General features: G+C 47.9%; 19 protein-coding genes. 3 read left to right on the top strand and 16 right to left on the bottom strand.

Features of this window, described 5'->3' with window-relative positions; translation table 11 throughout:
• Nucleotides 1-19: 19 nt before the first annotated feature.
• The 6 genes from KNP62_RS00900 to hrcA form a co-directional block, all read right to left on the bottom strand.
• On the bottom strand, nt 20-772 hold the full coding sequence (locus tag KNP62_RS00900) for a 16S rRNA (uracil(1498)-N(3))-methyltransferase (protein WP_214782280.1): 753 nt from the start codon (nt 770-772) through the stop codon (nt 20-22).
• 3 nt (nt 773-775) lie between these two features.
• The gene (gene prmA / locus KNP62_RS00895; protein ID WP_214782277.1) at nt 776-1,714 is read right to left on the bottom strand and encodes a 50S ribosomal protein L11 methyltransferase; all 939 of its coding nucleotides are present in this window, start codon (nt 1,712-1,714) and stop codon (nt 776-778) included.
• 18 nt (nt 1,715-1,732) lie between these two features.
• Nucleotides 1,733-2,839, bottom strand: a complete 1,107-nt coding sequence (gene dnaJ, locus KNP62_RS00890) for a molecular chaperone DnaJ (RefSeq protein ID WP_214693130.1) — start codon at nt 2,837-2,839, stop codon at nt 1,733-1,735.
• Nucleotides 2,840-2,949: 110 nt separating this feature from the next.
• A complete protein-coding gene (dnaK, locus tag KNP62_RS00885; RefSeq protein WP_214693135.1) occupies nt 2,950-4,776 on the bottom strand; it encodes a molecular chaperone DnaK in 1,827 nt (608 codons plus the stop codon).
• Nucleotides 4,777-4,805: 29 nt separating this feature from the next.
• Nucleotides 4,806-5,393, bottom strand: a complete 588-nt coding sequence (gene grpE / locus KNP62_RS00880; protein WP_074033385.1) for a nucleotide exchange factor GrpE — start codon at nt 5,391-5,393, stop codon at nt 4,806-4,808.
• 17 nt (nt 5,394-5,410) lie between these two features.
• Nucleotides 5,411-6,433, bottom strand: a complete 1,023-nt coding sequence (gene hrcA, locus KNP62_RS00875) for a heat-inducible transcriptional repressor HrcA (RefSeq protein WP_074033386.1) — start codon at nt 6,431-6,433, stop codon at nt 5,411-5,413.
• A gap of 192 nt (nt 6,434-6,625) precedes the next feature.
• Between hrcA and KNP62_RS00870 the strand changes: the two genes are divergently transcribed.
• Complete coding sequence (locus KNP62_RS00870; RefSeq protein WP_214782274.1) at nt 6,626-7,231, top strand: DUF1054 domain-containing protein; 606 nt, start codon at nt 6,626-6,628, stop codon at nt 7,229-7,231.
• Between the two features lie 44 nt (nt 7,232-7,275).
• On the opposite strand, the gene hemW is transcribed toward KNP62_RS00870, so the two are convergent.
• The 5 genes from hemW to lepA form a co-directional block, all read right to left on the bottom strand.
• Nucleotides 7,276-8,454 (bottom strand): radical SAM family heme chaperone HemW, encoded by a 1,179-nt coding sequence (gene hemW / locus KNP62_RS00865; protein ID WP_251125546.1) that lies wholly within the window; start codon nt 8,452-8,454, stop codon nt 7,276-7,278.
• A gap of 43 nt (nt 8,455-8,497) precedes the next feature.
• Nucleotides 8,498-9,679 carry a DUF1015 domain-containing protein gene (locus KNP62_RS00860; RefSeq protein ID WP_214782268.1) on the bottom strand — a complete coding sequence of 394 codons (1,182 nt, stop codon included), beginning with the start codon at nt 9,677-9,679 and terminating at the stop codon, nt 8,498-8,500.
• 10 nt (nt 9,680-9,689) lie between these two features.
• Nucleotides 9,690-10,853, bottom strand: a complete 1,164-nt coding sequence (locus tag KNP62_RS00855) for a phosphoglycerate dehydrogenase (protein WP_214782265.1) — start codon at nt 10,851-10,853, stop codon at nt 9,690-9,692.
• Nucleotides 10,831-11,901 (bottom strand): 3-phosphoserine/phosphohydroxythreonine transaminase, encoded by a 1,071-nt coding sequence (serC, locus tag KNP62_RS00850; RefSeq protein ID WP_214782262.1) that lies wholly within the window; start codon nt 11,899-11,901, stop codon nt 10,831-10,833. Before serC ends, KNP62_RS00855 begins: the two co-directional genes overlap by 23 nt.
• A gap of 114 nt (nt 11,902-12,015) precedes the next feature.
• The gene (gene lepA / locus KNP62_RS00845; protein WP_214693159.1) at nt 12,016-13,839 is read right to left on the bottom strand and encodes a translation elongation factor 4; all 1,824 of its coding nucleotides are present in this window, start codon (nt 13,837-13,839) and stop codon (nt 12,016-12,018) included.
• A gap of 219 nt (nt 13,840-14,058) precedes the next feature.
• On the opposite strand from lepA, the gene rpsT reads away from it, so the two are divergent.
• Nucleotides 14,059-14,319 carry a 30S ribosomal protein S20 gene (rpsT, locus tag KNP62_RS00840; protein ID WP_012726675.1) on the top strand — a complete coding sequence of 87 codons (261 nt, stop codon included), beginning with the start codon at nt 14,059-14,061 and terminating at the stop codon, nt 14,317-14,319.
• A 27-nt stretch (nt 14,320-14,346) separates the two neighbouring features.
• On the opposite strand, the gene KNP62_RS00835 is transcribed toward rpsT, so the two are convergent.
• Nucleotides 14,347-14,784 carry a GNAT family N-acetyltransferase gene (locus KNP62_RS00835; protein WP_214782259.1) on the bottom strand — a complete coding sequence of 146 codons (438 nt, stop codon included), beginning with the start codon at nt 14,782-14,784 and terminating at the stop codon, nt 14,347-14,349.
• Nucleotides 14,785-14,793: 9 nt separating this feature from the next.
• Nucleotides 14,794-15,804, bottom strand: a complete 1,011-nt coding sequence (gene holA / locus KNP62_RS00830; protein WP_353047509.1) for a DNA polymerase III subunit delta — start codon at nt 15,802-15,804, stop codon at nt 14,794-14,796.
• Between the two features lie 90 nt (nt 15,805-15,894).
• On the opposite strand from holA, the gene KNP62_RS00825 reads away from it, so the two are divergent.
• Entirely contained in the window at nt 15,895-16,059 is a 165-nt protein-coding gene (locus KNP62_RS00825) for a YqzM family protein (protein WP_012726678.1), read from the top strand.
• 61 nt (nt 16,060-16,120) lie between these two features.
• Here KNP62_RS00825 and KNP62_RS00820 read toward each other — a convergent pair whose 3' ends face one another.
• From KNP62_RS00820 to KNP62_RS00810, 3 genes are read right to left on the bottom strand one after another with little or no spacing between them, the layout of a single operon-like run.
• Nucleotides 16,121-17,872, bottom strand: coding sequence for a DNA internalization-related competence protein ComEC/Rec2 (locus KNP62_RS00820; protein ID WP_214784006.1), 1,752 nt, complete (start codon nt 17,870-17,872; stop codon nt 16,121-16,123).
• Nucleotides 17,838-18,227, bottom strand: a complete 390-nt coding sequence (locus tag KNP62_RS00815; RefSeq protein WP_214782253.1) for a hypothetical protein — start codon at nt 18,225-18,227, stop codon at nt 17,838-17,840. The genes KNP62_RS00820 and KNP62_RS00815 overlap by 35 nt, the downstream gene beginning before the upstream one ends.
• 1 nt (nt 18,228) lies before the next feature.
• Nucleotides 18,229-18,804: a helix-hairpin-helix domain-containing protein gene (locus KNP62_RS00810; RefSeq protein WP_214782250.1), complete on the bottom strand. Its 576-nt coding sequence runs from the start codon at nt 18,802-18,804 to the stop codon at nt 18,229-18,231.
• Nucleotides 18,805-18,912 lie beyond the last annotated feature (108 nt).

Genomic DNA, 18,912 nt, shown 5'->3' with positions numbered 1-18,912 from the left:
ACGTGGGTCAGCCGTTTTCTTATCCTTTCGCCAATTCAAGCGCGTACGAGATAGCAGACAGTGCATAAAGAGGAGCCGTCTCCGAACGAAGGATACGAGGTCCGAACGCGCAAGCGATCGCCCCCGCCTCTATCCATTGCGTGACTTCCGCTGTGTCAAATCCGCCTTCCGGTCCCGTGATGACGAGGAGACGTTGTTTTGATTGAAGACGATTCAATGTATTGGCAAGTGCCGACTGCTCGCCTTCTTTCGCCGATTCTTCATATGCGATGATGACTTCGTCATACTGTTCAAATTGCTTCGAAAGCTGTTTCGAAGTGAGGAACGTACATGACGGGACGACGGCCCTATACGATTGCTCAGCCGCCTCTTGCATGATTTTTTGAATACGTTCTACTTTTTTCGGCACTTTTTTTGAGTCCCATTTGGCGACTGATCGGGAAGATTCGAACAATAGAAGTTGATGAACGCCGAGCTCGGTCGCTTTTTGCGCGACAAGTTCGACCTTGTCTCCTTTTGGCAACGCATAAGCGAGCGTCACGTCAATCGGCAGTTCGGTCTCTGATTGGCGAGTCGACAATACTTTAGCCACTCCACTTTTCTTCTCAAGCGACGTCACGACACATGCGTACTCATTGCCCGTCCCGTCGAGAAGAACCATTTCGTAACCCGCCCCTTGTCGCAGGACCGTTCCGATATGATGAGCGACATCTGAAGGAAGTGTCACAACATCGCCTGTGAAAGCTTCTGGTGTCAGAAAATAACGTTGCATAGCTTATCCCTTCTTGGCGATGATCGCGACCCAGTCTTCCATCACGCGTGTCTCTTCAATTTCAAACCCTGCAGCCATCAGAGCGTTCGTGACTTCCGCTCGTTTCTCTCCAATGATGCCGGATGTGATGAAGCGACCTCCCCTTTTCGTACGAGCATACGCATCTTCGATGAAGAGAAGAATGACATCGGCAAGGATGTTTGCCACGACCAAGTCATATTCTCCGTCCACACCTTTTAATAAATCTCCCGTGTCGACTTGAACGAGTGATTCGACACCGTTCGTCTCCACGTTTTGACGAGCCGATTCAACGGCAACCGAATCCAAGTCTAGCGCTTTTACGCTCGTCGCTCCAAGTTTCGCAGCGGCGATCGACAATACGCCTGATCCTGTACCGACATCAATGACGCGGTCACCTTCCCGGATGTAGTTCTCAATCGCTTGAATACAGAGCATCGTCGTCGGGTGTGTCCCTGTACCGAACGCCATACCCGGGTCAAGCAAGATGACATTCTCTTCCGGTTGTGGTGTGTACTCTTCCCACAAAGGGACAATCGTCAGCTGTTGTGAGATTTTGACCGGCTTGTAATACTGCTTCCAAGAATGCGCCCAATCTTCCTCATCAATCTCTGCGACCGTGACCTCACCTGATCCGATATCAAGCATGTTCCGGAGTCGCTCGATTTCTTTTTTCAAGTTTGCGAGCACATCTTGGAAATCACCTGAAGCCGGCACGTACGCTTTGACGTGTACTCCAGAAGTCGGATACGTTTCACGATCCGAAACGTCCCAAATCTCTCCGAAATGGTCTTCCGCCATCATTCGGTCGAAGTCTTCGACGTCCTCGATGACGACACCTTGTGCCCCCACTTCGTGTAATAAGTTCGATACGGCTTCCACCGCAAGCTGTGTCGTGTGGACACAAATTTCAGACCATTTCATCGTTTGTACACACTCCTTTTAGTGACTAAAGAACTTTTTCATTTTTTGGAACATGCCGTGTTCCTCTTCGACACCCGATTCGCCACTGATTTCTTCGAATTCACGAAGCAATTCTTTTTGGCGGTCCGTCATATTTTTCGGTGTCATGACAATGACGCTCACGTACTGGTCGCCATTCGCGCCACCACGCACACTTGGCATCCCTTTTCCGCGTAAACGGAACTTCGAGCCAGTTTGTGTTCCGGCTGGCACTTTCAAACTCACGTTCCCGTGAACCGTCGGAACTTCGATTTCTGCACCGAGTGCCGCTTGTGCGAACGTGACCGGCATTTCCATCGCAATGTGTTGGTCGACACGTTCAAAAATCTCATGAGCTTTCACGCGGACGACGACGTATAAGTCTCCCGCTGGTCCTCCGTTCACGCCAGGACCGCCTTTTCCAGATAGACGGATCTGTTGCCCGTTATCGATACCGGCTGGGATTTTCACCTCGACGGTCTGTTTCTTCTTCACATGACCTGATCCGTGACAAGTTGGACATTTTTCTTTGATTGTCTTACCACTACCGTGACACTTGCTACAAGGACGTTGATTGACCATACGACCGAGAATTGTGTTTTGCTCAACCGTCTCGACGCCACTGCCGCCACACTGGTTACACGTTTCTGGTTTCGTTCCAGGTTTCGCACCGTTACCCATGCACGTGTCACATTCGACTTCGATTTCGAGCTCGATTGTTTCCGTCTTGCCTGTCACACTCTCCATGAAATCGAGGTCAACAACGTATTGATAATCTTCTCCGCGACGCGGTGCGTTCGGGTCTTGACGGCGTCCGCCGCCTCCGAAGAACATGTCAAAGATATCCCCGAATCCACCTTGGAAGTCACCGCCGCCACCGAACTGGTTCGCCCCTTCAAAACCGAATCGGTCATACTGCGCACGTTTTTGTTCGTCAGAAAGCACTTCGTAGGCTTCACCAATCTCTTTAAACTTATCCGCCGCATCTGCCTCTTGGTTGATGTCCGGGTGATATTGACGGGCCAATTTCCGGTATGCCCGCTTGATTTCTTGTGCAGAGGCCGACTTGTCGAGCCCGAGCACTTCATAATAATCTCGTTTCGCCACTATTCTCGCTCCTATCCTTACAATCTACGTATCGATTTTACCGATTCTACCTTAACATGGAAAGAGCCAAAGCAGAAACCTGCTTTGGCGCTCTCCTTTACAACGGCTGTTTATTTACGGTCGTCGAGATCCTCAAACTCTGCGTCCACGACATCATCGTCCTGTTTCGCTTCTGTTTGTGGTTCTGCGCCTTCAGCACCTTGCTGTTCAGCCATTTTAGCATATACTTTTTGCGTCAACTCTTGAACGACAGCTGACAATTCGTCTTTGGCTGTACGGATCGCCTCAAGGTCTGAACCTTCGAGAGCAGTTTTCGCTTTTTCTTTCGCAGCTTCTGCTTTTTCTTTGTCCGCCTCTTCCACTTGCTCACCAAGGTCTTTGATTGCCTTGTCTGTCGCGAAGACGAGTTGGTCTGTTTCGTTGCGAAGTTCCGCTTCTTCTTTACGTTTGTTATCTGCGTCAGCGTTCGCTTCAGCTTCTTTTACCATACGCTCGATTTCTGCCTCATCGATACCTGAAGAAGATTGGATTGTAATCGATTGTTCTTTGTTCGTACCGAGATCTTTCGCTGATACGTGAACAATTCCGTTTGCATCGATATCGAATTTAACTTCGATTTGTGGCACACCACGTGGTGCTGGCGGAATGTCAGTCAATTGGAAGCGACCAAGTGTCTTGTTGTCTGGTGCCATCGGGCGTTCCCCTTGAAGGACGTGGATGTCAACAGCAGGCTGGTTATCTGCAGCAGTTGAGAACACTTGTGATTTCGATGTCGGGATTGTCGTGTTGCGATCGATCAATTTCGTCATCACGCCACCCATTGTCTCGATACCGAGTGAGAGTGGAGTCACGTCGAGAAGGACGACGTCTTTTACGTCTCCAGCGAGAACTCCACCTTGGATTGCTGCACCGAGTGCAACAACTTCATCCGGGTTTACCCCTTTGAATGGCTCTTTCTTCGTGAAGTCGTGGATTGCTTTTTGAACGGCAGGGATACGTGTCGAACCACCGACGAGAATGATCTTATCGAGGTCAGATGGTGTAAGTCCTGCATCTTTCAAGGCACGACGAGTTGGTTCCATTGTGCGTTCGACAAGGTCAGCCGTCAATTCTTCAAACTTCGCACGCGTGAGTGTCATCTCCAAGTGGAGTGGACCTGCTTCACCTGCTGTGATGAACGGAAGGCTGATGTGTGCGCTTGTGACGCCTGAAAGGTCTTTCTTCGCTTTTTCAGCTGCATCTTTCAAACGTTGAAGTGCCATCTTGTCTTTCCCGAGGTCGATGCCGTTCTCTTTTTTGAATTCTGCAACGAGGTAGTCGATGACTTTTTGGTCAAAGTCATCTCCACCGAGACGGTTGTCACCAGCTGTAGCGACAACTTCGAATACGCCATCACCAAGCTCAAGGATTGAAACGTCGAACGTACCACCACCGAGGTCATAGATCAAAATCGTGTGGTCTTCACCTTTATCTAATCCGTAAGCGAGTGCCGCAGCTGTTGGCTCGTTGATGATTCGTTTGACATCAAGACCAGCGATTTTACCAGCATCTTTTGTCGCTTGACGCTCAGCGTCGTTGAAGTATGCAGGAACTGTGATGACTGCTTCCGTGACTGTTTCACCGAGGTAGTCTTCAGCATCTTTCTTCAACTTCTGCAAAATGATTGCCGAGATTTCTTGTGGTGTGAATTTCTTGCCATCTACGTCAACTGTATGCGACGTACCCATGTGACGTTTGATTGATTGGATCGTGTTCGGGTTCGTGATGGCCTGACGTTTTGCGACCTCACCTACTTGACGCTCTTCCCCTTTGAATGCAACAACCGAAGGAGTCGTACGGTTACCTTCTGCGTTTGAGATGACGACTGCTTCGCCACCTTCCATTACTGCCACACATGAGTTTGTAGTCCCTAAGTCAATACCGATAATTTTACCCATCGTTTATTCCTCCGTCTCGTTAAGTAGTATTATTCTGCAACTTTTACCATGCTTGGACGAATGACTCGACCATGCATCGTATATCCTTTTTGAAGCTCCATCGTCACGATGCCCGACTCGAACTCGTCGCTCGGTTCTTGCATGACTGCTTGATGGAAATTCGGGTCGAACGGCTGTCCGACTGCTTCAATCACTTCGACTTGCTCAGCATTCAATACGTCAAGAAGTTGACGATGAATCATGTCGACGCCTGATTGAATTTGCTTGGCATCCTCTGAAGTTGCTTGCACTTGAAGTGCACGCTCAAAGTTATCAATGAGCGGAATCAATTTTTCAATGACAGACTGTGAAGCAAACTTGACGCGTTTTGCATTCTCTTCATTCGTCCGACGACGGAAGTTGTCAAAGTCGGCACGAATGCGAAGTTCGCTCGCTTTCAACGCTTCGATTTCTTTTTGTAAGTCCGTCCCCTCAGAACTTTCTTCCACAATCTCAGCATTTAAAACCTCATCTTCATTTGATTCAGTTGACTCGTTCTCTTCTGTCTGTGCCGAGTCTACAGATTTTTCTTCAAGCACGTCTTCTTGTTCGTGCCCGTTTTGATGATCTGCTGTCATAGTAAAACTCCTTTCCGTCACTCATCTAGTTTCGTTCGTCGCAACGCTTCAATAATTTGTCCCATCATTTGGACACCGTGACGGTAATTCATTCGAGTCGGGCCAATCATGGCAATCGTTCCGAATGTTTTTCCATCTAGTGTATAATCCGAGGTGATGACACTACAATTTTGAAGGGCGACAATTCCGTTCTCGCTCCCAATGCTCACATAAATCTCGCGATTTGGCAACGATTCGAGCCAGTGCGTCAATCGTTCTTGCTCATCAATCCATTCTAGGAATGGTCTGAGCGTGTCTAACGTCTGAAACTCAGGTTGGTTGAAGATATTCTTCTTGCCTCCGAGATAAAGCGAAGACGGCGTTTGAATTCCAACCGTCGATTGAATCAGTTGCATCATATTTTCATATTGCTGTCGCTGCGCGAGTTGCAATTTTGCAACCTCTTCTCCGATTCGGACTTTTAGTTGTCCGATCGCTGTTCCGACGAGACGATCGTTTAACAGTCGAATCGTCTCCTCGATGACTTCAGGAGCTACACGAGATTCGAACATGACCGTACGATGCTCGACATGACCTTGATCCGTGACGATGAGAACGACACCCCGTCGCTCATCTAATGGCATAAAGTCCACACGTGCCAATCTTTCGGATTGGCTATTGGGACCGAGGGCGACCGTCGTATAATTGGTCAAATCAGAAAGGAGATCTGCAGCTTGGCGAATCAGGATCTCAGACTCTTTTGAAGATTGCTTTAAACGCTCTTCTAAGCGACCCGTTTCCCGCTCGTCGATGATTTGCTTCTCGACGAGGTGGTCCACGTAATATCGGTATCCGACCTCTGACGGGATTCGACCCGCGGAAGTATGTGGTTTTTCAATCAACCCCATGTCTTCCAAATCGGCCATATCGTTCCGAATCGTTGCCGAACTAAACGTCAAATCGTCTCGTTTCGATAACGTACGCGAACCGACCGGTTGAGCCGTCTGAATATAATCGTCAATGATGGCTCGAAGAATGAGCAATTGTCGATCTGTCAGCACAACATCACTCCTCTCTGAAAAAGTTACCTCGCTTTATTAGCACTCATATTTAACGAGTGCTAATCACACTTCAAATATTATCATGTTCTCACTATTTGTCAATTCATACACTCGGATTTTTTCACCTTTTTTACAGACGGCAAACCTGAAAAAGAAACAGTGTTTCGTTATGATAGAACGTGAGGTGATGAAATGTTTACAACTAAACAATTTAACGTATTCAAACAGGACGGACTCGACGAACGCATGTCTGGCATCCGTTCGGATATTCAACCGCTCTTCCATCGGATTTATGACGAGGTCGGACCACAACTCGAGGCAGATGTCGGAATCCCCCTCTACCTGCATGTCGCAAAACATGCACGTCGCACGGTAAACCCTCCGAAAGACACATGGATGGCCATCTGTCACGATAAGCGCGGGTATAAAAAACATCCACACTTACAAGTCGGGCTTTTCGACGACCGCGTTTTCATCTGGCTCGCATTCATCTATGAGATGCCGAATAAAGATGTAATCGCGAAACATTTGCAACAAATTGATTTTAAATCAACGTTTACTGATTTCCATATTGCGGGCGACCATATGAAAAAAGATGCGTTCCTAATTGAAGAGACATCAAACGAAAACATCCAGGCGTTGCTCGAGCGCTTCGGCACTGTCAAAAAAGCTGATTTCTTAATCGGACGACAACTGCCTGCCGATGCATCGATTCTTCAAAACGAAGACGCTTTTCTCGCTTTGGTCGAAGACACGTTCGCTAGGCTCACGCCGCTCTATCGTGATCTCGTCTTATAATGCTAAAAAATGGACAAATCCCAAATAAGGGACTTGTCCATTTTTCATGACTCGGTATGCTCGAGTTTTGCTTCTCCGATAAATGCCGCAAACGCTTCATTCGCGAGTGGTAGACCAGACGCCGTCAATCGGATATGGGAGTCTGTCCGCTCAATCAACGACTTCTTCACCAAATCGTCGATGACGTGACCGAACACATGATCGAGTGCCACGCCATACTTCTGTTCAAATGTCTGAAGAGAGACCCCTGAACGCATGCGTAATCCGAGGAACAGCTCTTCTTCCATTTTTTCTACTTCTTCGAGCTCAGTCACCCGTTTCACCGGGATGCCTTCCGCTTTAATATAGTGAGGAATCGGTGCGATATTGGCACGACGTGTGCCATTTAAATAGCTGTGCGCACCTGCCCCGAATCCATAATACTCTTCGTTCCGCCAGTACACTTGGTTGTGACGACTTTCTCGACCCGGCAACCCATAGTTCGAGATTTCGTATTGATTCAGTCCATTCCGTTCAAGTGTCTCCATCACTTTGAGATACATCTCGACCTCAACATCCTCTCCTGGTAGACGGAGCTTACCTTTTCGGTCTTGAATCGCAAACACGGTATGCGGCTCAAGAATTAAGGAATAGGATGAGACGTGTTGAATCGGAAGCTGTAGCGCTAGTTCTAAGTCTCGGTCAATCTGCTCGAGCGTCTGCTCTGGTAGCCCGAACATGAGGTCAATCGAGATATTATCAAAGCGTTTCGCCGCTTCATTCACCGTTTCAAACACGTCGTCAGCGCGATGCGTTCTTCCGATCCGTTCGAGCCCACCATCGTCGAACGTTTGGACACCGAAGCTGAGTCGATTGACACCACCAGCTTTCATCGTGTCGAGTTTTTCCGTACTTACAAAGTTCGGGTTCGCTTCGACAGAATACTCTAGGTCGTCTGAAGCGAGCGGGAGGAGGTGTCGACGGACCATATCCATCAGGCGACCCATCTGCGCTTCATTGAGCGCCGTCGGTGTGCCCCCTCCAATAAAGATGGTCTCAATCCGTTCTGTCGGAAACGCTTCGAGCGTCAATACCATCTCTCGTTCTAATGCATCTAAATATTCATCAACAGGTTGGTTTTTTAAAAACACCTTGTTGAAATCACAGTAATAACAAATATGTTCACAAAATGGAATGTGAAGATATACGGCTTTAGCCAATTTCGGCCACCCCTTTCTTCTCATTCCATTTATAACGCTTTTCGTCCGTTCTTTCCAGCCTGCGCCATCAATCGAACCGATGAATAAACAGACCGCTCTTTAATTTTGGTTCGAACCATGTCGATTTTGGTGGCATTTGCCCACCCCCATCAGCCACTCGCATCAACTGCGGCATCGTCGTTTCATGGCACGTAAACAGTAATTGGTCAGGTACTTGCGCGAGTTGTTGCAATTCTTCGATTGACCGGTTCCCTCCAACAAAATCGACTCTGGCATCCGTACGAATATCTTCGACGTTGAAGTACGGAGCAAGGATATCACGCTGTAAGACGGCGACATCGAGATCCGTTTCATCTTTTCGTTTCGATAACTTGTAATAATTCCCTCGATACGCAGCGCCGAACACGCCATGACTTTCAGGTAAGACGAGTTCATCTTCTTCTGTCACTTCATACGAGAACGAAAGTCCTTCCAACATATGTTCTACTTCTTCAGGTGCGATCTTTGTCAACAGACGGTGGTATGGCAAAATCGTCAACTCGTCGCTCGGGAAGAGGACACCTAAAAAGTGTGTTCGTTCATTCTTTTGAGAATGTTCCCCACCCATTTCAGAAACGACCGCTGCCGCTTTTGCACGATGATGACCATCTGCGATATAGATAGACGGGATCGTCGCACCGATCATCATGACGCGCGCAAGTTCTCGGCTCGGAATCATGAATCCTTCGTGTAACACGCCACGATCATCCGTAAACGAGAACAGCGGCTCTTCTTCCGTCGCACTCGTTAAAATCTGTTTCAGACTCGCATGTGGCGGGTGGCTAAGTAAAATCGGACCGGTATGCGCCCCCGTCGCTCGGACATGTTCGACACGTTCCCGTTCCTTCGTTTCACGGGTATGTTCGTGAATCTTGATTCGCCCGGCTTCATAGTCTGCGACAGAGAATGTGGCGACTAAGCCCGTTTGCTGACGCTCGTTCCGGGTCAATCTGTATACGTAAAATCCACTCGGACGAACCGTCAGCTCGTCTTCGTATAGACGTTCTAGCTCCTGACGAGCACGCTTTCCCCAGTCTTCGAGTGAGAGGTTTGCTTGAAGAGCTTCTGGCTTATCTACCTTCAAAAATGAGTTCGGTTGCTCAGCGATGACCGCCTTCGCTTCTTCTACAGAAACGACGTCATACGGATCTGCGGCAACTTCTTTAGCGTGTACGGGCATGTATGGGCTGAACGGTTTAAATACGACCATAGAATCCTCCTTAAAACTCTCGGACGCGAATGACGCCCTTGATGTCATACAGTGCATGAATCGATAACGGTTCATGTTCGTTGTTGTCTAAATCAATCAATGTATAGGCCATCTCGCCTCGGCTACGGTTGATCATGTTATCGATGTTCAATCCATGTGAGGCGAGTTCTCCCGTAATTTGTCCGACCATGTTCGGCACATTTTGATGCAAAATCGCGAGGCGACGTTTGCCGGTATACGGAAGTTCCGCATTTGGGAAGTTGGCGGACGAACGGATGTTACCGGTCTCCAGATATAACTTCAGCGTCTCGACGGCTTGAATGGCACAGTTGACTTCTGATTCCTTTGTCGAGGCACCGAGATGAGGCAATGCCATCACTTGAGGATGTCCGATGAGCGAGTGTCTAGGGAAGTCGGTGATGTATAGCCCGACGTGATGATGGAATGCTTCAACTAAATCAGCATCCTTCACGAGCTCTCCACGTGCGAAATTCAAAACGGTCATCCCTGGCTTCATCCGCTCGAACCAACTCCGGTCGATACTGAAGCGCGTCTCTTTCGTCAGCGGCATATGAATCGACAAGAGATCAACAGACCCTAGAACCTCACTCAAATGCTTGGCGCGTGTGACGTGTTTTGAAATATTCCAAGCGGCATCAACCGAGAGATGGGGATCATATCCGATGACATCGACCCCAAGTTGGAGAAGGTCATTGGCAAGTGAAGCCCCAATAGCCCCAAGCCCGATGATCCCTACTTTCTTGCCCCGTAACTCGGCCCCGAGGAACTGCCGTTTCTGTTGCTCCATCGCTTCTTCCAACTGAGATTGTGACTCGACTGCCTGTTCATTTACCCAGTTGAAACCTTTGACGATCGGTCTGACCGAGAGGATCATGCTGGCCAAGACGAGTTCTTTCACCGCATTCGCATTCGCACCAGGAGTATGAAACGCGACGACTCCTTGTTTCGCCAGTTGATCAAGCGGGAGATTATTGACTCCGGCACCTGCCCTTGCAATGGCGAGCAGATGGGGCGGAATTGCTTCATCGTGCACGTTATGACTTCTGAGTACCCAAGCATCGGCCTGTTCTGAAGCATTGATGATATATTCATTCGGCTCAAATCGTTTCAGACCCGCTGTAGCGATTTGGTTAAATGTTTTGATGTGATACATTATTCTCCTCCTCAAATGCTCTCATGACGTCGACAAGGCGCACAGCACCTTCTTTTGGCATCGCGTTATAAAGACTCGCCCTCAGACCACCGACGGAACGATGACCGCCGAGTTCGAGTAATCCGCGTTCAAGGGCAAATTGTTCAAAGCCCATGTCTCGATTACGGTCACCCGTCGTGAACGGGATGTTCGTTAAGGAGCGGCGTTCTCCCGATACGAGAGAAGAAAATACATTCGATTGTTCAAGGAACGAATAGACCGTATCGCTTTTTTCACGATTCAGTTGCTCCATCGCCTCGACACCTCCTTGATCTTCGACCCACTTGAGGACACGTTCTGCCGCATACATACTGAACGTCGACGGCGTATTGAATAACGTATCGACATGAGACGCGTAATGAAGATAACTTGGTAGCTCGATCGACTGAATCAAGTCGCGGCGTATGATGACGACCGTCAGTCCTGCTGGACCAATATTTTTCTGGGCACCAGCATAGATCATCCCGAAGCGCTCAACGTCGATGTGCTCGGCAAGAATGTTCGAAGAAGCATCCGCAATGAGTGGGACATCCGTTTCGGGTATAGTCGTGAATCGGGTTCCTTCAATCGTATTGTTTAATGTCACATGTAGATAGTCGACATCTTGAGCGAGTCTCGGTTCAAATGACATCCCACCCGCCTCATCTATGAGTGGATGGATGACGTCGACCTGCCCGAAGTGCCTAGCATCTTCCATCGCTTTTTTAGACCAAATCCCTGTATCGACATAGGCGAATCGATTTCGATTCCGTAAATTCATCGGGATCATGGAAAACTGCAGTGTCGCCCCACCTTGCAACCAAAGAACGGCATAGTTCTCAGGAATATGCATGAGTCTTCTGAGTCTTGCCTCGAGCGAGTCGACCACTTGTTGGAATGACTCTGAACGATGACTCGTTTCGATAATCGAGACCCCTTCATATTCGAACGTCAGGAGATGTTGTTGAATCTCTTGCATCACTTCTTTTGGTAGCATGCCGGGACCCGCAGAGTATGTATACGTCGACACGGTGTTTCCTCCTCTTTTGTCTGTCTAAGGGTGTACTCTTCCTTAAAAGAAGTGCCATTTCCTGCCTAAACAAAAAAATCACCCCGATTCGAACATCAGGGTGATTCAATCCAATTATTCTTCGTCCATCGATAGAACGGACATGAACGCTTCTTGCGGGACTTCGACAGACCCGACCATCTTCATGCGCTTCTTACCTTCTTTTTGTTTCTCAAGGAGTTTTCGCTTACGCGAGATGTCTCCCCCATAACATTTAGCCAAAACGTTTTTACGAAGTGCTTTGATTGTCGAACGTGCGACAATTTTTGTTCCGACGGCAGCTTGTACCGGGACTTCGAACTGCATCCGCGGGATGAGTGCTTTCAACTTCTCGACGATCACTTTTCCGCGCTCATACGCAAAGTCACGGTGAACGATGAAGCTGAGGGCATCGACCACTTCGTTGTTGAGCAAGATGTCCATCTTCACGAGACGTGATTGACGATAGCCGATCAACTCATAATCGAGAGACGCATACCCTTTCGTGCTCGACTTCAATTGATCGAAGAAGTCATAGACGATTTCACTCAGTGGGATCTCATACGTGATTTTGACGCGTGTCGTGTCGATATACTGCATATCGATGAACGTCCCACGTTTCTTCTGGCAAAGTTCCATGATGGCCCCGACATAATCGTTCGGTGTCATGACGGCCGCTTTGACGTAAGGTTCTTCAATCGATTCCACTTTTTGTTGTTCCGGCATCTTCGATGGGTTATCAACGTGGACGACTTCTCCTGAAGTTGTCGTCACGTGATAGATAACCGATGGTGCCGTCGTGATCAAGTCGATCCCGAACTCACGCTCAATCCGTTCTTGGATGATTTCCATGTGAAGCATCCCTAGGAATCCACAACGGAAACCGAATCCGAGTGCCTGTGACGTCTCAGGTTCAAACTCGAGCGCGGCATCAGAAAGTTGAAGCTTTTCGAGTGCCTCACGAAGGTCGTTGTAGTTGGCTGCATCGATCGGATACAATCCACAGTACACCATCGGGTTCATTTTACGGTAACCCGGAAGCTGACTCGTGGCAGGATTTTTCGCAAGTGTGATCGTATCCCCGACACGAACATCTCCGACTGTTTTGATTGATGCAGAAAGTGTTCCTACATCACCGACGTTCAATTCTTTGACCGAGACAGGTTTCGGTGTCGATACACCGAGGTCCGTTACTTCGAACGTCTTCCCTGTCGCCATCATTTGAACTTTATCTCCTACTTTGACCGAACCGTTGACGATTCGAATCGATGCGACGACACCGCGGTAGGCATCATAGTATGAGTCGAAGATCAAAGCTTGTAACGGTTCTGACGGATCACCTGTCGGAGGTGGTACGAGTTCGACGATTTGCTCGAGAATCTCTTCGATTCCAATCCCTGCCTTGGCAGAAGTCGGGACCGCATCGCTTGCGTCGAGACCGATGACGTCTTCAATCTCTTGACGGACGCGATCGACATCCGCTGACGGCAAGTCGATTTTATTGATGACCGGAATAATTTCGAGATCGTTATCGAGTGCTAAGTAAACGTTCGCAAGAGTCTGCGCTTCAATTCCTTGTGCCGCGTCGACGACGAGAATTGCACCTTCACATGCCGCAAGCGAACGCGACACTTCATACGTGAAGTCGACGTGTCCTGGCGTGTCAATCAAGTGAAGAATATACTCTTCTCCGTCTTTTGCCGTATAGTTCAATTTAACAGCGTTCAATTTAATTGTAATTCCACGCTCACGCTCTAAATCCATCGCGTCAAGCGTCTGCTCTTTCATCTCACGAGCCGTGAGTGCACCAGTTTTCTCAAGAATCCGGTCAGCGAGTGTCGACTTTCCATGATCGATGTGAGCGATAATCGAAAAGTTACGAATCTTCTTCTGACGATTCTCTAATTCTTGTTTATTCATATATGGGTTCACCTATCCTTCTCATGCATACCGTGTCATTATATCAAAATCCTAAAGTAATGTGTACGACCTACTACAACAATACCACATATAGTTTTCAGAATAATCATCAAGTGGTTGCTTTTCATATAACCGTTTGCTACAATTGTGCTTGTTCTGTTGAATGATTACTTGAAGTAATAAGAACATACACTTTCTTGTTTCAGGAGGTGACAAACAATGGCAAACATCAAATCAGCAATCAAACGTGCAAAAACTTCTGAAAAACGTCGTGTTGCGAACTCTCAAGAGAAAGCGGCAATGCGTACAGCAGTAAAACGTGTTGATGCTCTCGTACTCGAAGGAAACAAAGAAGCTGCTCAAGAAGCTTTCGTCCTCGCTACGAAGAAGCTCGACAAGGCTGCATCAAAAGGCCTTATCCACAAAAACAAAGCAGGTCGTGATAAATCACGCCTCGCAGCTCGTATCGCTGCTCTCTAATTAGAGACCAAACGAAACAGCCGCCTCCTACTCGGAGCCGGCTGTTTTTTTGTATACCATGACATAGTGAGGACCAATTCCAGGAATATCGAACGGTTCACCAATTCGTTCGAGACCATTCCGTTCGTAGAAGCGAACGGCCACTTCTCGGGCGTTACACCACCACGAGCTATCTAACTCTTCATGTAACGCCTGTAAGAAATGCGACCCGATTCCTTGTCCGGCTAGATCCGGATCCGTCGCCATTCCCCGAAGTTGATACGGCACCGACTCGCCTTCGATTTCTCTTGATGACAACATGACAGTCGCGACCGATTGCACGTGCTCTCTTTCGACCCAAGCAAAATGACGTGTCGTCGACGACTCGTCCCCTTCAAAATAACAAGTCTCAATCCCTTTACCTGGTCTGAGTACAATATGTCGAAGTGGAATCACATCTTGTAGTAATACTTGTTTCAATCCCATATTCTCACCTCACAATAAAGCCAGTTGACAAACGAGTGTATCGAATACGATTTGTTTATCACCACGACCTGTTTTCATCGCTTCATCTGCATCTGCAATCAACGTCAACGCTTGCGCGAGCTGCGCTTCTGAAAAATTACGACTCGCTTGTGTTGCTAGTTTGACGGTATATGGATGAGCACCAATTTTTGAAGCGATTTGTTTTTCTCCGTACCCCGCTTCTGTCAACTGCTTTGATAGATACATGTTTCGGTATTGCCTTGCTAACAACCCGAGAAGTCCAATCAGTTCTTGTCCTTGCTTCTCTAAGTCACGTACTAACCGAAGCGCCGTATCTGCGCGTCGTTTGACGAGGAGCTCGGACAGCTGAAACACATTATCTTCTAGCGTACGTGGTACCAAATCATTCACGATGTCAATCGGAATCATCGCTCCTGTTCCAGCATATAACTGTAGCTTTTCTAATTCTCGGACTAATTTTCCCCAGTCATCCTGACATAAGAACAACAGTCGCTCCATGGTCGCACGTTCCATTTTTTGTTGTTCCTGACTAAGCGTATCATTCACATAACGCATCAATTCTGCTTGGCTCGGCTTTTTCGCTTCAAGTACGATGGCCCGTTCTTTCAATCGTTTTACGATTTTTTTACGTTCATCGAGTTTTTCTGACTCGACAATGAGGACGAGGACCGAGTAAGTCGCAGGCTGAACGACATATTCGGCGAGACGGTCGACGTTATGCTTTTGCTTTTCTTTCGCTCCCGTCAAAAATTGGGCATTCTTGACGATGACTGTCCGAAATTCACTGAAAAAAGGGACCGTTTCCGCTTCATCGAGCGCAGTATCTAATGACGTCTCTTGGAGATCGAGTTGCATGACATCAAATTGATCACCGGATGGGTTGGCCGCCTTCACGATTCCACGTTCCCAATTCTCTAATAAATACTTTTCAGTTCCATGGAGAACATAGACGCTCGCTAGTTTACCATTATGTAACCACGGTTCATTCAAAACACACACCACTTTCACAATTTATTCTCATCTAAACATAGATTATCTTCGCATGATTCGCTATACTTATAAAGGAAGTATGATAAGGAGGGACCTAATATGCAAATCAACTCTGTACGCCCACCGAGTGAAAACCCGTTTGAAAATGACGTTCAATGCAAACGTAATGACGCGATCGACTCTGCGATCGGCTTCATCGTCCCATTTGGCTTTTTCTTCACGATTTTCTTCATCGGTGTCATCATCAAGTTCTTAAGCCTATAAGTTTTCAAACGATTGCCCCGGGGGAGCAATCGTTTTTTAGTGTATCATATTTATTCACGTGCTAGTCGATGATCCCCCGACACATTCTTTTTTCACAGATGATCATCCCATCGAGATCCGTTCGCAACAAGCGACGTCCGAAAATCCGGTCTAACGTCTCCTGATGTGGGTGGCCATAACGATTGTTCGCTCCGACGCTCGCAATCACCCATTCCGGATCGATTCGCTCGAGTAGCTCTTCCCCTGACGACGTATTCGATCCATGATGCCCTAACTTAAACACGTCGACATCCACCGTCGGTAAGTTAGTCTCTTCTTCTATAGGCAAATCCCCTGTCAATAAGTACCGCATGCCACCTACGTTCATATAGAGGCTGATCGAATGATCATTTTCATCTTCATGCACTTTAGTCGGTGAGACAATCCACATCCAAGACATCGGTCGATTTCCTGCCTCGAGATAGCGAATGGATGCCCCGTAATTCGTCGCCAACTGAAGAATCTCCTCACGCTTCTCCGCATTCGCCACTTCTTTCGATAACCAAATCTCCTTTACATGCACGAGCTTCAACAATCCTTCTAAACCACCGATGTGGTCATGGTCCGCATGCGTCAAGAGAACAAAATCAAGTGCACGCTCCCCACGCTTCCATATATATGGAGCCACAACGTCTGCTCCCGGGTCATACACTGTCCGTTTTTGCTCGTTGGGATCCTGAAAGACGCCGCCGACATCAATCACACCGATTGTGTCTCCTGACTCTACAACAATCGCATCGCCTTGACCGACATCTAAAAATGTCACCCGTGGAGACTCTGCCCATTCGGCCCAACCGGCAACGAGGATACACGTCAACATGGCCATACACCATCCGAACCATCGCTTCCGTTGGACAAGAAGTAAACTTCCCCAAATCCCAATCCATAAAGCGACTTGCTGCGGAAATGTCAATTCATGCAACGGTAGCCATGGTCGATTCATATCATGCATGGAAAATATTCCGTTGATGGCGTCTAGGATCACCATGAATATCGGTGCAATTTCTGGAACGACCCAAACAATCAGTGCGAGCGGCATCATCACCCATGAAATGCAAAACGCCATGATGATATTGAAAAGAGGTGCAGCGACGGATAGAATCGGTTGAACTTGCCAAAGGACAAATAATCCAAATAGTTGGGCAAACACGGACAACTCCAACAACCCGGTCCACAGTTGTCTCGTGACCAACAAGAAGAACGTCATCCCGACCGTTAACTGAAACCCTAAGTTTGAGAGAAGGTGTGGTTGAAAGGCAAGCATGGCAGCTGCGCACCAACTTAAGAGACGAATCGGGTCCCTTACCGATACACCAAATAAAGAAAGGATGAGCAACACATCTGCCACGAGGACAGCTCGTGCGACCGGTGGTGAAAAACCAGTCAGCCATCCGAACACCGTAATCGTCAATAGAATCAATACCGTCTTCGTCTCTCGTCGAATCGGGATTGGCCGAAACATTGCTCGAAGCGAGACAATCAGCATGGCGATATGCGAACCTGAGATGACGAGAAGATGCAGGAGACCCGTCACTCGATATGAGAAAGAAGTCTGTTCGTCGAGCATCCGGCTCTCACCGAACAGTAAGGCCTCTATGTATAGCGCGACATCGGCGCGATATTGTTGTTCAATCTGTTGGAGACGTCTTTCTTTCCACCTCAACATCCAACCGTCCATCCCCGCTGTCGGACGGCACTCGTCGATTCTCTTGATCTTTCCTTTAAAGGATAAGTCCGCGCTAGCCGCCCATTTCTGTTCGCCAAATCCCCCGATGTTCCGTAACGGCTGAAACGATTTCTACGAGACACGTCTCACCAGGTCTACCAATCGAGAGCTCTCTCCCTCGCAACACACCTTGATGAGTCCCCACGTTCCCATATAATCGGGTCGTCTTCCCATTCTCTTTACGACTCTCAATCGAGAACACGATTGTGTCTGTCGGTGTCCATTCTGCCGAATCGGCATGTAGCCATGCAATCAGGATGAGGAAAATGACACCGAGTTTCGCATATAGATGTTGTCCACCTCGAGACGCGACATATAACACACCGGAAACGATTGTGACGAGGTAGATTCCTTCAGTTAATCCGGTCACCATCACTATCGCAAATAATGGAAATAACGGCATCTCATGGTACCAATAAGTAAGGTTTCATACTTTCTAATGTTTTCTCCCCAAATCCTTTCACATCACCTAAGTCCTCGTATGTTTTAAAGGGACCATTCTCTTTCAGGTGGTTCAAAATCGCGTCTGCTTTTGCAGGACCAATACCAGGGACCGACATCAACTCGTCTTTCGTGGCACTATTCACGTGTACCCCATTTGCTTCTAACTCTGTGCTAGGTACCTCTTGTGCAATCGGCGCTTCTCCTTTTTTCGGTACGATGATTTTTACACCGTCCACGAGTAGTTGTGCCAAGTTCAATTGTTCCGGGTCGGCTTCATCAGTTAATACGGCCAATGAGAGAACATCGCCGACTCTGGCACCTTCTGGTACGGTATAGACGTTCGGAGACTCGACTGCGCCTGTGACATAGACGACGATTTCTAATCGTTCTACTGTCTCAGCCGGAACTACTTCTTCTGATTCTACGATGAATTCATCGACGACACGTTCATCTGGCTCTTTACTATAAAATAAATAACCAACACCTAAAAACAGGACGACGACAACACCGATGATGACCTGCTTCCACTTTTCCAAGACGATTCTCCCCCTGTTTCGACTATTGTATCTAGTATGCCGAATCCAGCGTGACTGCACTTGTCCCGTTCCAGGTCTTAATCCATTCTCAACGGAGTCGTTTGCTTG

The sequence above is a fragment of the Exiguobacterium sp. s183 genome (assembly GCF_018617655.1).
Classification (GTDB): Bacteria; Bacillota; Bacilli; order Exiguobacteriales; family Exiguobacteriaceae; genus Exiguobacterium; species Exiguobacterium aestuarii_A.
The sequence above is the reverse complement of the archived record's forward strand: the minus strand, read 5'-3'. Positions and strand labels throughout refer to the sequence as shown.